Genomic DNA, 13,360 nt, shown 5'->3' with positions numbered 1-13,360 from the left:
TGTCGTTAATTTAATGGGGATTTTAATTAATAATGCTGTTTTATCGGTCTTGCTATATCTAAAAAGGCTTGATATAACGACGTTTGCAAAATTTGCCATTAATGGTGAAAAATAACGCATAAAATTATGGGGATGAAAGCGTGAATAAAACTCAACTGATCGACAAAATTGCTGCGAATGCAGATATCTCAAAAGCGGCAGCGGGTCGTGTTGTAGATGCTCTGGTTGCTTCTATCACTGAATCTTTACAAAAAGGTGATGATGTAGCATTAGTAGGTTTCGGTACTTTCACTGTACGTGATCGTGCAGCTCGTACAGGCCGTAACCCACAAACAGGTAAAGAAATTCAAATTGAAGCTGCGAAAGTACCTGCATTCCGTGCGGGTAAAGGTTTAAAAGACGCAGTTAATCAATAATAATTGAACTGATTTTCTGTCAATTTATTACTAACTTAACGTTATGGATAAACAGAAAACGACTCAATTAAAAAACGAAGCGCATCTTTTTGAGATGCGCTTTTCTTTTTTTAGGTTATAAATCACGATTAAACCTTGTATTCTCTGGCGATAAGACGTGAAACTGAAGTAGTCATTTGATAGAATGGCGCGTTGTTCTATAACTGAAATAGACAACAATGAATGATTCAGTGGTGAGTTAAATGGCTAGCGTAATCAATGAATCAAATAATGCTGTTTAGTTTTCTTGGTTATAGAAAGTGCGTATTAAGACTGCGCATGAATACGGGACTGGCTGTTTTTAACGATTGTCGCGTGTCGCGACATTTTGATATTAAGCCAGCATGGGCATATTATTTTTTGCTGTGCTCAAAATAGTCGTGTAACACCCATAAAAATAATTTTTATTTCACCAAACGGAGCCTCGTCTCGTTATGATGGACAACATTCGTTCAACTGCTAATAATCCATTTATCAAGTTATTATTAGCTGTGATCATCCTCTCTTTCGTCCTAACTGGTGTGGGCGGATATCTCTTTAGTTCTGGCGTTAATGATGCTGCTGAAGTTAACGGATATAAAATTAGCCGTTCTCAATTAGAGCAAGCTTATCAGCAACGTCGTTCTCAACTACAACAAGATATGGGTGAAAACTTCGCTACTCTTGCTTCATCCGAAGAAGGCCAGAAACTGATTCGCCAACAAGCTCTAGATTTACTTATCAATCAAGCATTACTTGATCAATTTGCACAAACGCTAGGTATTTCAGCGGGTGATCAGCAAATTAGAAATGCAATTTTTGCCCTTCCTTACTTTCAAACAGACGGTAAATTTGACAATAAAAAATATGTCGATTTATTGAAAGGCAATAATATTGATGCTGAAGCTTTTGCAGAAGGTATTCGCCAAAACCTGATTAGCCAGCAACTACGATTTTCTGTTCAAGGCACTGATTTTGCCTTAGATAGCGAAGTAAAAGAATTTGCAGGATTAATGCTACAAAGCCGTAATGTCCGTTTAGCATCATTAGATATTCAGCCATTCCTTGAAAAAGAAACGGCATCTGATGAAGAAGTAAAGGCGTTTTATGAGCAAAATAATCATATGTTTATCGCGCCAGAGCAATTTAAAATAAGCTATATCCAGTTAAATGCTCAAAAAGATCTTAACAGTATCAATATTACTGATGATGAAGCTAAAGCGTATTACGACAGTAATATCGACGAGTTTACTGCTGCAGGGCAAAAACAATACAGCATCTTGGTGTTAGCGGATGAAGCCACGGCTAAAGCAGCTGCAGAAGAGCTGAAAAAAGGTGCCGATTTTGTCACGTTAGTGAAAGAAAAATCAGTTGATACCTTCTCTGCAAAACAAAATGGTTCTTTAGGTTGGATAACTATTGGTCAAGAGTTACCTGAACTGGCTAATGCAAGTTTAACTGAAAAAGGCCAACTTTCTGAGCCCGTTAAAATCAGCAATGGCTACGCGATTTTTCGCCTAGATGATGTTAGACAATCTGTTGTAAAACCATTTGATGAAATAAAAACAGATTTACTGGCAAAAATGCGTGAAAACAAAGCGATTGATGATTTCTTTGCACTACAACAGAAAGTAAGCCAAGCTGCCTCTAACGACAACGATACTCTAGCACCGGCAGCGAAAGCAGGTAATGTGACGATTGTTGATACAGATTGGTTTGATGAAAATACGGTACCTGCACCATTAAATAATGAAAAGCTTACCCAATTAATTTTTGGTGGTTCATTAGTTGATGAAAATGGCCCTACGGGCATGAATTCAGATATGGTGACGTTAGGTAACGACAGTGCATTTATCGTGCGTGTAGAAGGTTATAAGCCTTCATCAAGCCAACCTTTAGATAAAGTCCGTGATCAAGTCATTATGCTAGTTAAACAGCAAAAAGCATCACAAGCGATGAATGCGCAAGCACAAAAATTGTTAGCTGCTTTAAAAGAAGGTAAAGGTGAAGAAGCACTAAAAGCGGCTAACCTCTCTTTCGGTGATGTAGAAAGTGTTGTTCATTCATCAGCAACAGATGCAGTACAAACGGCTATTTTTGCTATGCCTAAACCAGCAGAAGGTAAAAAAGAGTATGGAATGACTAATGTACCCGGTACTAAAGTCGTCCTTATTCAATTAGATAGTGTGACTGATGGCAAGCCAACATCAGAGCAATTAGAGTTTATGACTAATCTCTACCGCGCTCAAATGGGCGAAGAAGCATTACAATTGATGTTACGTGACTTAAAAGATAACGCGAAAATTGAAATTTTTGATAAAGATTATCAATAATCGAATTTGAGTTATTTTATTGAAAACCCAGCATAACGCTGGGTTTTTTTATGGATGCTATTCTCGATAATTTAAACAAATAACTCGGCCTCTCGAAAAGTTCATATTTGAGAGCAAGTCCGACAATTTTTTGTAATACTTCTTTTGTTCATTTTTATTTCTCCTACTTTCTCGTAGTTCTATTTTTATATAATTGCTTATTTATCAATATATTGTCATTCTTTTTCTGCATTCGGAAATCTCTGTTTGCGATTGAATTTAAAATTATTGAATAAAAGGAAATTATGATTATGAAGATGGATAAAAAAATGTTGTCAGGTTTTATGGCCTCTCTTTGCCTTGCTTTGGGATTAGGACTTTCTCCTTTCTCTTATGCAGAAGAAACACCCACTTCAACACCAACGGTTTCTATTGAAGCTAGTACATCCGTTGATAGTGGTATTAAAGAAGTCAAAACAAATACAGAAGGTAAAGTTGATTTAAATACGGCAACAGTAGATGAATTAATGGGGTTAAAAGGGATAGGAAAAGCAAAAGCGCAAGCCATTATTGATTATCGCGAACAGTTAGGGCGTTTTACTTCTATCGATGAACTTGAAAAAGTGTTTGGTATAGGAATGAAATTAGTTGATCAAAATCGAGATTTTATTGTTATTAATTAAGGTATTCATTCTTATACGATATTGAGTATAAGTGATAGTAACAACATGAATATTGATTGAAAATTCCTGTGTTTCTCTTTGATTTTTATTTTGATAAGAGAAACACATTTTCTTCACATTTTCTTTGTTAAAAGAAAATGCGATAAATCTATATCAGAAATTACTAAATTTATTTTCTTGGCTATATTTATGGTATCGCAAAAAAACTTTATAAAAAGTTTATTAGAATAATCAAGAGGTAATAAATTGATATGAGTACATTAATTAAAGTTTATGGCTTTCATTTAGATGTTTTTGAACATGTGAATAATGCACGTTACCTTGAGTTTTTAGAACAGGCTCGATGGGATTGGATTGAGCAACATTTAGATTTTTCTTGGTTTAAACGTAACGGTTTAGCCTTGGTGGTTGCTAATATCAATATTAATTATCGCTTACCAGCAAATTTAGGTGATGAATTGATGATTGATTGTGACATTGCTGAAGTGGGGGTGAAAAGTGGTGTGCTATCTCAAAAAATAGTCAGAAAAAATGATGGTGCACTTATTTCTGATGCATTGGTTACCTTTGTTCTTGTTGATATTAATACAAAAAAAGCGCTAACACTTACCGATCAATTAAGAGAAAAACTTGAGTATGTCCGCCAATCATCATAATACCTATAAATACCCCATGATGGATAAACGTAACGTTATTAAGGTCATTTAAACGTATTTTATGCAGTGATAATACTTGGTGAGTTATCACTGCATACTCTAAGATTATTTCAATCCAACTTTTTGTTTCATAGACTGCATTATTTGCGTTTTATTTTCTAAATAGGTGTTCAACCCGCGTTGTCTTAAATGACAAGCTGCACACTCACCACAACCATCACCTTGAATACCGTTATAGCAAGTTAAGGTTTCATGACGTATAAAATCTAGCTTTTTATAGTAATCAGCTAAAGCCCAAGTTTCGGCTTTATCTAGCCACATCAATGGCGTGGTAAATTTAATATCACGTGCAATACCTAAGCTGACTGCATGATTCAACGCTTTAACAAATTCATCACGACAATCAGGATAACCAGAAAAATCAGTTTCACAAACACCTGTAATGATACTTTCAGCCCCAATTTGGTAAGCATAAATTGCTGCTAAAGTGAGGAAAAGAATATTTCTTCCGGGGACAAAGGTGCTTGGAATATCACTCTGTTCACTTTCTTTGAAATCAGGAACAGGGATATTGTCGCGAGTTAAACTACTGATAGCGAGTTCATTGAGTAAACTTACATCTAAAACTTTATGCGCAGTTACCCCTAGTGATCGACTAACTTTTTGTGCTACCTCAATTTCTTCTTTATGGCGTTGCCCATAATTAAACGTGATGCAATGAACTTCGTCGAACTTTTCTATTGCTTGAATAAGGCAAGTTGTCGAATCTTGTCCACCACTAAAGACAACGACCGTTTTTTTCATCAGAATACTCCTGAATATTGAATTTTCGTAAGGGTTAGTACGCATAAAAGTACATATATTATGGCAATTTATTACCGATTTATCATTAGATGATTACTCTTATAGTTAGGGGCAGGTTATCATTATTTTTTGTAGGGGCATATTTTGAAGGAGTATCTATGTTGGATAAGATTGACCGTAAACTATTAGCGCTATTACAGGAAGATTCAAGCCTCTCACTGAATACTTTGGCGGAGGCTGTTAACCTAACCTCAACGCCTTGCTGGAAACGATTGAAAAGACTTGAGGATGAAGGGTATATTCGTAAGCGTGTTGCATTGCTTGATAGTGAAAAAATCGGGCTAGGGCTGACAGTTATTGTTATGATTAGAACACAGCAACACAACAGCGAATGGTACGAACAGTTTGTTTCATTTGTTAAGCAAATGCCAGAAGTACTGACATTCTATCGAATGGCGGGTGAGTGTGATTATCTAATGCATGTTGAAGTGGTAGACATGAAAAGTTACGACTTGTTTTATAAGCGTATGGTTAATGGTGTACCAGGCCTTATTGACGTGACTTCTAACTTTGCAATGGAAAAAATTAAATACACAACGGCAATGCCGATACCTGAATAAGGTTCATCTTTACCAACTGGCACTTTTATTTTTTGTATAACCTTAGGATTTAAGGCGTGGCTCTATTTTCACAGCTCAGTTGGTATTTCCTCAGTGAATGGCGTCGTTATGTCGGTGCTATTTTCTTATTGATGGTTATCGCAGTATTACAAGTGATCCCACCTAAGATTGTTGGGATCATTGTGGATGGTGTCGATAACCATAGTCTGTCGTTTAGTCAAGTAATGAATTGGGTTGGCGTGATGGTCTTAATTGCCCTCGCGGTTTATCTTTTGCGTTATTTTTGGCGTCTTTGGCTATTTGGTGCCTCTTATCAATTAGCGGTAAAACTGCGGATGCAGATCTACCAACAATTGAATCAACAATCTTCCTCTTTCTATTATCGTTATCGTACTGGTGATTTAATTGCACGTACGACAAATGATGTTGATAAAGTTGTCTTTGCTGCGGGTGAAGGTGTACTGACTTTAGTGGATTCTATGGTCATGGGGCTTGCGGTGCTTGTCATGATGAGTATCCAACTAAGCTGGGAATTGACATTAATTTCATTGTTACCTATGCCATTAATGGCAATTTTGATTAAGCGCTATGGAGACAAACTACACAGTCGCTTTAAAACCGCTCAAGCTCTTTTTTCTTCACTGAATAATCAAGCACAAGAAAGCCTAAGCAGTATTCGTATGATCAAATCATTTGGGCTAGAGCAACAACATGCCTCTCGTTTTGATGACGTAGCAAAAGAAACTGGGCGACAGAATATGCGTGTCGCAAGAGTTGATGCGTTATTTGATCCGACTATTTTTATGGCGATCGGCTTTGCTAACTTAATCGCTGTTGCAGGAGGGAGTTATCTTGTTCTTAATGGCAAGATGACATTAGGTGAATTAACCAGCTTTGTGATGTATTTAGGACAAATGATTTGGCCTATGCTGGCGTTAGCATGGATGTTTAATATTGTTGAACGTGGTAGTGCGGCTTATAGTCGAATTAACAGTTTGTTGAACGAAAAACTGGATATGATTGATGGTGAATTATTACCAAAACAAGGTCGCGGTGTTTTATCTGTTGATATCAAGCGTTTTCAGTATCCTGAACAATCGACGGATGTGCTTAAAAATATTCATTTCACTTTATCGCCAGGGAATATGCTGGGTCTTTGTGGGGTAACCGGCAGTGGTAAAAGCACACTACTTTCTGTCATTCAACGACTTTATGATGTCACTGATGGTGAAGTTTGTTTTCAATCCGTACCTATTTATCAATTAAAACTGGATGCATGGCGTGCACGATTAGCGGTGGTTAATCAAACACCTTTCTTATTTTCAGATACTATTGCCGGAAATATTGCATTGGGTCGCCCTGACGCAACAAAAGATGAAATAGAAGCGGTCGCCAAATTGGCAAATATTCACGATGATATTTTACGTTTACCTGAAGGTTACCAAACGCAAGTTGGTGAAAAAGGTGTGATGTTGTCAGGGGGACAAAAACAGCGTATTTCTATTGCTCGCGCACTGCTATTAGATGCTGAAATTTTGTTGTTAGATGATGCATTGTCTGCGGTTGATGGACAAACTGAATATCAAATTTTACAAAATTTATCACAATGGCGAAAAGATAGAACGTTGATTATCAGCGCACATCGTTTATCTGCATTAGTGGGTGCCACAAATATTTTAGTCCTAAAACAAGGTGAAGTTATAGAACAAGGTACACATCAACAATTAATTTCAATACCAGGTTGGTATCAGGATATGTACCATTATCAGCAACTAGAGGCAGCGCTGGATGACGATGAGTAAAAATAAATCCGTTAAAGCGCTATTTCCTGCATTAAAGCGTCTTTTAACTTACGGTAAAGCCTATCGCAAACCGATGACATGGGGTGTCGTTATGTTGTGGGTAGCCGCCGTGGCTGAAGTAGGCGGCCCATTAATTGTTGGCTATTTTATTGATGCAAAAGTCGCGACCAATAATGTTGAATTGACGTCCTCATTAGGTTTAGCACTGGCTTTTATTTTATTGCAAATAATTGCCGCAACACTTCACTATTATCAGGCGATTGTGTTTAATCATGCCGCTGTGGGCGTTGTACAACAATTACGTACAGATGTAATGAGTGCGGCACTAAAACAGCCATTAAGTGCTTTTGATAATCAACCTGTGGGGCAATTAATTTCTCGTGTTACAAATGATACCGAAACAATTAAAGACTTGTTTGTTAACGTATTACCGACATTATTCCGTGCTATTGCTTTAGTCGTTGTTATGTTGATTGCCATGTTCTTATTAGAGTGGCAAATGGCCCTAGTGGCAATGACAATCTTTCCTGCTGTTATTGGTGTAATGATGCTTTATCAGCGACTCAGTACGCCGATAGTGCGTAATGTACGTCATTTTCTTGCAAACATTAATGACGGCTTTCATGAGGTCATTAATGGTATGTCAGTGATTCAGCAATTTAGGCAACAAGCTCGATTTGGCGAAAATATCTCTGATGATAGCTGGCAACATTATCAAGCTCGTATGAAAGCATTGAAACTCGATGGACTATTATTACGTCCTTTATTGAGTATGCTATCTGCATTAGTTTTGTGTGGCTTATTGATGCTATTTGGCTATCAAGGTAGTGCAGTCATTGGTGTTGGGGTTATATATGCCTTTATTAGTTATTTAGGGCGATTAAATGAACCCTTGATCACACTGACCTCTCAACAATCTATTTTGCAGCAGGCCGTTGTCTCTGGTGAACGTGTTTTTGAACTGATGGACGCCCCTTTACAACATTATGGCTCATCATCTCAAGCTATCACTCAAGGCAATATCGATGTTAATTCTCTTTGGTTTGCTTATCGTGATGAGCAATGGGTATTAAAAGCGATCAATTTAGCTATTCCTGCGCGCCATTTTGTCGCATTTGTTGGGCATACTGGAAGTGGAAAAAGTACATTAGCAAGTTTGTTAATGGGAAATTACCCTTGGCAAAAAGGGAGTATCACTTTAGATGGGCAACCACTAGAAGATTATTCTCACGCGGCATTACGCAGTGGTATTGCAATGGTACAACAAGATCCCGTTTTATTATCCGGTTCTCTGTATGACAATATTACGTTGGGCCGAGAATGCAATGAGTCGCATTTATGGCAAGTATTAGAGACAGTGCAACTGGATAAGTGGGTTAAAGCATTACCTAAAGGATTACAGACTGAATTAGGCGAACAAGGGAATCGATTATCAGCAGGGCAAAAACAACTTCTTGCATTAGCGCGTGTATTATTAATTCCGCCTCGTATTCTTATTCTTGATGAAGCAACGGCAAATATTGATTCAGGAACAGAACAAGCTATACAAAAAGCATTGAAAGTGGTGAGAGAGAAAACGACACTTATTGTTATTGCACATCGACTGTCTACCATTATTGAAGCTAATGAAATTGTGGTGCTTCATCGTGGTGCAATTGTAGAGCAGGGGGATCATGCTAAATTACTCTCACAAAAAGGGCGATACTATAATATGTATCAATTGCAGCAAGTTAGAGAGTCCTTACAAGTAGAAAATCCTGCTGAAGTAGACTAATTATCTTAAAATTAACATCTGTTTTTTTTAAAGAGCACATAAATTTTATGTGCTCTTTTTTTGCTTTCTATTTATCTCACTTTTATCAAAATAGTGTATTTTTTGCACCAATATGGTGATGATTTTAATTATTATAACTTGATTTTTTTTATTTTTCTTTAAGTATCAATCAATTAAAAATTGGCATGTCTTTTGCTCTATAAATCTTGTTCTTTCTAACATCGATGAGGTTTATATGAAATATATTATCGCCATTATTAAGCCATTTAAATTAGACGAGGTAAGAGAACGACTTTCTGATTTAGGAATAAAAGGGATGACAATCAGTGAAGTTAAAGGATATGGACGACAAAAAGGACATGCAGAGCTTTATAGAGGTGCAGAGTATGAAGTCAATTTTCTCCCTAAAGTAAAAATAGAACTCGCTATTTGTGATGAACAACTTGAGCCCGTTATACAAACTATTATGGAAGCAGCAGATACAGGCAAAGTCGGTGATGGAAAAATTTTTGTTTTGGCGTTATTGCAGGCTGTTCGTATTCGTACGGGTGAGTCTGGTGATGAAGCACTTTAAAGGAGAATTTCAATGAAAAACTTACTTTCTTTATTCTTAATGTTAGTGCTTACATACTTTTCTTCATCTGCGTTTGCTGCTGAAACAGTGATTATTGATAAAGCAGATAATGGCTTTATGCTGATATGCACCGCACTCGTTTTTTTTATGACGATACCTGGTATTGCTTTGTTTTATGGGGGATTGTTGAGAAGCAAAAATGTGCTTTCTTTGGTGACACAAGTGATGATGATCTTTAGTGTCATTGTCATTCTTTGGATTATCTTTGGCTACAGTTTGGCATTTACTGCAGGTAATAAAATTTGGGGTGGGTGGTCACTTACTTTTTTAAATAATGTTTCGTTGGATTCGTTGTCAGGGGTAATTAACCAATATGTGCATATTGCTTTTCAAGGTTCTTTTGCCGTTATCACTGTTGCATTAATTGTTGGTGCATTAGGTGAGCGCATCCGATTTTCTGCTCTGCTTATTTTTACGGTTATTTGGTTTACGCTTTCTTATATTCCTATTGCCCACATGGTATGGGGGGAAGGGGGTTGGTTAATTGATGATGGTGCGCTAGATTTTGCCGGAGGAACGGTTGTTCATATCAATGCAGCAGTTGCAGCTCTTGTTGGTGCTTACTTACTGGGGAAACGGCGTGATTATCAGTATGTAGCACTTAAGCCTCATAATTTACCAATGGTGTTTACGGGGACAGCCGTACTTTATATTGGTTGGTTTGGTTTTAATGCAGGCTCAGCAGGGAGCGCAAATGCTATCGCCGCTTTAGCCTTTTTAAATACGGTTGTTGCAACAGCAGGCGCCGTGCTTTCTTGGACTGTTTCAGAATGGTTAACGAGAGGAAAACCATCCATGTTAGGCAGTTGCTCAGGTTGTATTGCTGGGCTGGTGGCAATTACACCTGCTGCGGGTACGGTTGGCGTGATGGGCGCGTTATTTATTGGCATTATTGGTGGAATTATTGGGCTTTGGGGCGTTGTTACGCTAAAACGTTGGTTAAAAGCAGATGATGTTTGTGATGTTTTTGGTATTCATGGCACGTGTGGTATCGCAGGCTGTTTATTAACGGGAGTGTTTACTGCATCTTTTTTAGGTGGCGTGGGATACAGCGATGGTATGACATTAAGTAAACAGGTGTTAATTCAGTTAATAAGCGTTGCGATCACCGTTGTTTGGTCGGGAATTGTGGCATATATCGGTTTTAAAATTTCAGATAAATTGGTGGGGTTACGTGTTTCTGAAGAAGAAGAGCATGATGGATTAGATTTAACCACTCATGGTGAAAGGGCGTATCAGCAGTAATTGTCTATTCCCCCTCTTTTGAGGGGGGAATATATCAGTAAATTATTTAGAGTATTTAGTCCGTTTTTGGCGAATAACACCTTCTTGAACAGAAGAGGCCACTAACTGACCGTTTGTATTAAAGAATTTACCTCTAACAAATCCTCTCCCTCCTGATGCAGACGGGCTTTCAATCACATAAAGTAGCCAGTCATCAATGCGAAATGGGCGATGAAACCACATTGAATGATCAATAGTGGCAACTTGAAGGCTTGGATCCATAAAGCCTAAGCCGTAAGGTTGGAGAGCAGTGGGTAAAAAGTCAAAATCAGAAACATAACCGAGCAAGTATTGATGCAAGAAAGGATCTGATGGCATCTCACCACGACTACGATACCAAACATAGCGCTCGGCTGGTGCTTTAGCGTAGCCAAAAGGACTAAAGTATTGCACCGGGCGTGCTTCAAAGGGGGGTTCTCGTAATGCTAACGATCTAATAGGCTCAGGTAATTTAGGTGCGAGTTTTTTCAGAATTTCATCTTGTGGGATGAGTTCATTAGGAAATGGTACGTCGGGCATTGTATCTTGGTGCTCAAAACCTTCTTCGAACTCTTGAAAAGAGACCGTCATATAAAAGATAGGTTTACCCTGTTGGATAGCACTCACTCTACGGGTACTAAATGAACCGCCATCACGAATAAATTCTACGTCATAAACGATAGGTTTGTGGCTATCACCTGGGCGCAAAAAATAGCTATGAAATGAGTTGATATAGCGATTATCTGCAATAGTCTGTTTTGCTGCACACAGCGCTTGGCCTACCACTTGCCCACCAAAAACTTGAGGTAATCCTAAATCTTCGCTTTGACCTCTAAATAGACCTTCTTCTATTTTTTCAAGCGCCATCAAATTGATGAGATCTTTCAATGCCTGACTCATAGTGTACCTGTATCATTAGATCGGGTTATTTTTATAGAATTGATTATATACAATCCTAAGAAAGATAAAAAAACAATCTCCCTTTTTATCTTAAATTGCGCCTAATGACGCATGAATATTTATTTTTTAGTTTATAAGCTTATTGCTTTTTAACCAATGAAATTGGGTCTCATTGATGGGTAAATGAGGTGGGGGAAAAACGTGAGAGGTTGTTGAGTAAAAGATAATGCTAATTTGGGTAATTAATCATCACTTAGGCTCACTGTCCTTGCTATTTTGGTGAGTTTAAAACATAATGCGTGACGTCTTAGCAATAAGACAATCTATGGGGTCTTGTTGGTTCTCCCGCAACGCTAACTTGTTAACTCGGTCAGGTCCGGAAGGAAGCAGCCATGGCAGGTATCGCGTGTGCCGGGATGTCGCTGGCAAGGCCCCACCCAATTTCTAGCTCCTTAAAGTTTATCTTTCTCTATTTACATTCCCTATATTTACTCATCATATGTGTTATTTTTCGACTCTGAATATTAATATTGTTCATATAGAAAATAATAGATTCAATGTATCGATGCATTATAAGAAAATTAATGATGATATTTATAATGGGAAGAAAAGTTGAGTAAAGCAGTGCAGTCATGCCGTAATAAGTTAACGGCATGATGGTGTGTAATCATTCTACTGATAAGAAAACGTGAATAAAACGATATCTAAATTAAGAATTAACAACCCTACTACTATAAAAAATAAAAATAGCAAAAATAAAACGAAGGTAATTAAATAGAACGAAATTATCTTACAAATTTCCAAACAGATGCTGGGATTTTATCATATAACTTATTCATAGTAAGTTCGGCTAAACGATGGTCCGCAGCTGAGTAAAACAGCTCAAGTTCATCATCAGAAAGTTCATATTTATTTTTTTCAATCACTCGTTCTAATGTTTCGATTGAAGTGCATTTTCTTAAACGCATTAGATAGTCTGTCTTAGTCATGTTGTCTTTTCTCTATTATTTAAAATAAAACTAAAGATAATTAAATTTACTTAATATAACTTTTTGGGTTTTTGGCAATAAGTGTTAAAAGTGAATGATTTAACTCTTTCCAATTATTGATATCTGAGTAAGAAATTGATGTATTACCAAATAAGCGATATGTCTCTTCAAGATACTCTTCTATAAGAGTATTAATGACCTGTTTATCTGGATACTTAATCTTAAACTTCCAACTAAAGCCCATAATGTGTTCAATTAAGACATTAAGGTCAACGCTTTTTGTGCTACTCAGATCATTGTGCCAAACGGTATCGCCTTTATCTAACGAGCCCAGCGCTTGCTGTAATAGCTCTTCACATAAAAACGACAATTCAGCTAAATCTACTTTTTCTGGTGAATATTCGTCCATAACTTATCGTGGCTGAATTAATAGAAAATATTCATTAATAATGATAAATACGTAGAGTTGAACTTATTAATGGGATACAT

The 13,360-nt window shown here is 37.2% G+C and carries 13 protein-coding genes and 1 other RNA gene; 10 read left to right on the top strand and 4 right to left on the bottom strand.

Annotated elements, in window-relative coordinates:
- Positions 1–140: 140 nt before the first annotated feature.
- From hupB to INT04_RS04305, 4 genes are all read left to right on the top strand, one after another.
- The gene (gene hupB / locus INT04_RS04320) at positions 141–416 is read left to right on the top strand and encodes a nucleoid-associated protein HU-beta (protein WP_036911695.1); all 276 of its coding nucleotides are present in this window, start codon (positions 141–143) and stop codon (positions 414–416) included.
- A 473-nt stretch (positions 417–889) separates the two neighbouring features.
- Complete coding sequence (ppiD, locus tag INT04_RS04315) at positions 890–2,767, top strand: peptidylprolyl isomerase (protein ID WP_193014911.1); 1,878 nt, start codon at positions 890–892, stop codon at positions 2,765–2,767.
- A 290-nt stretch (positions 2,768–3,057) separates the two neighbouring features.
- The gene (locus INT04_RS04310; RefSeq protein WP_226893971.1) at positions 3,058–3,429 is read left to right on the top strand and encodes a ComEA family DNA-binding protein; all 372 of its coding nucleotides are present in this window, start codon (positions 3,058–3,060) and stop codon (positions 3,427–3,429) included.
- Between the two features lie 251 nt (positions 3,430–3,680).
- Positions 3,681–4,085 (top strand): acyl-CoA thioesterase, encoded by a 405-nt coding sequence (locus INT04_RS04305; RefSeq protein ID WP_193014909.1) that lies wholly within the window; start codon positions 3,681–3,683, stop codon positions 4,083–4,085.
- 105 nt (positions 4,086–4,190) lie between these two features.
- Here INT04_RS04305 and queC read toward each other — a convergent pair whose 3' ends face one another.
- Positions 4,191–4,889, bottom strand: a complete 699-nt coding sequence (queC, locus tag INT04_RS04300; protein WP_193014908.1) for a 7-cyano-7-deazaguanine synthase QueC — start codon at positions 4,887–4,889, stop codon at positions 4,191–4,193.
- Positions 4,890–5,047: 158 nt separating this feature from the next.
- On the opposite strand from queC, the gene INT04_RS04295 reads away from it, so the two are divergent.
- The 5 genes from INT04_RS04295 (at position 5,048) to amtB (ending at position 10,964) form a co-directional block, all read left to right on the top strand.
- Complete coding sequence (locus INT04_RS04295) at positions 5,048–5,509, top strand: Lrp/AsnC family transcriptional regulator (protein WP_036911686.1); 462 nt, start codon at positions 5,048–5,050, stop codon at positions 5,507–5,509.
- 56 nt (positions 5,510–5,565) lie between these two features.
- The gene (locus INT04_RS04290) at positions 5,566–7,311 is read left to right on the top strand and encodes a SmdA family multidrug ABC transporter permease/ATP-binding protein (RefSeq protein ID WP_193014907.1); all 1,746 of its coding nucleotides are present in this window, start codon (positions 5,566–5,568) and stop codon (positions 7,309–7,311) included.
- Complete coding sequence (locus tag INT04_RS04285) at positions 7,298–9,085, top strand: SmdB family multidrug efflux ABC transporter permease/ATP-binding protein (RefSeq protein ID WP_193014906.1); 1,788 nt, start codon at positions 7,298–7,300, stop codon at positions 9,083–9,085. Before INT04_RS04290 ends, INT04_RS04285 begins: the two co-directional genes overlap by 14 nt.
- A 235-nt stretch (positions 9,086–9,320) precedes the next feature.
- Entirely contained in the window at positions 9,321–9,659 is a 339-nt protein-coding gene (locus tag INT04_RS04280) for a P-II family nitrogen regulator (RefSeq protein WP_193014905.1), read from the top strand.
- A gap of 12 nt (positions 9,660–9,671) precedes the next feature.
- Positions 9,672–10,964, top strand: coding sequence for an ammonium transporter AmtB (amtB, locus tag INT04_RS04275; RefSeq protein ID WP_193014904.1), 1,293 nt, complete (start codon positions 9,672–9,674; stop codon positions 10,962–10,964).
- Positions 10,965–11,006: 42 nt separating this feature from the next.
- Here amtB and tesB read toward each other — a convergent pair whose 3' ends face one another.
- Positions 11,007–11,882 carry an acyl-CoA thioesterase II gene (tesB, locus tag INT04_RS04270; protein ID WP_193014903.1) on the bottom strand — a complete coding sequence of 292 codons (876 nt, stop codon included), beginning with the start codon at positions 11,880–11,882 and terminating at the stop codon, positions 11,007–11,009.
- Between the two features lie 334 nt (positions 11,883–12,216).
- On the opposite strand from tesB, the gene ffs reads away from it, so the two are divergent.
- Positions 12,217–12,313, top strand: an RNA gene (ffs, locus tag INT04_RS04265) — signal recognition particle sRNA small type.
- Between the two features lie 354 nt (positions 12,314–12,667).
- Here the strand turns inward: ffs and INT04_RS04260 are convergent.
- Together INT04_RS04260 and tomB are read right to left on the bottom strand one after the other, a co-directional pair.
- A complete protein-coding gene (locus INT04_RS04260; RefSeq protein ID WP_006535062.1) occupies positions 12,668–12,871 on the bottom strand; it encodes an HHA domain-containing protein in 204 nt (67 codons plus the stop codon).
- A 46-nt stretch (positions 12,872–12,917) separates the two neighbouring features.
- On the bottom strand, positions 12,918–13,280 hold the full coding sequence (gene tomB / locus INT04_RS04255; RefSeq protein ID WP_193014902.1) for an Hha toxicity modulator TomB: 363 nt from the start codon (positions 13,278–13,280) through the stop codon (positions 12,918–12,920).
- Between the last annotated feature and the right edge of the window lie 80 nt (positions 13,281–13,360).

Source organism: Proteus sp. FME41 (genome assembly GCF_014897315.1).
Taxonomy (GTDB): Bacteria; Pseudomonadota; Gammaproteobacteria; order Enterobacterales; family Enterobacteriaceae; genus Proteus.
Note: the sequence above shows the minus strand (reverse complement) of the source record. Positions and strands in the feature narration are given on the sequence as shown.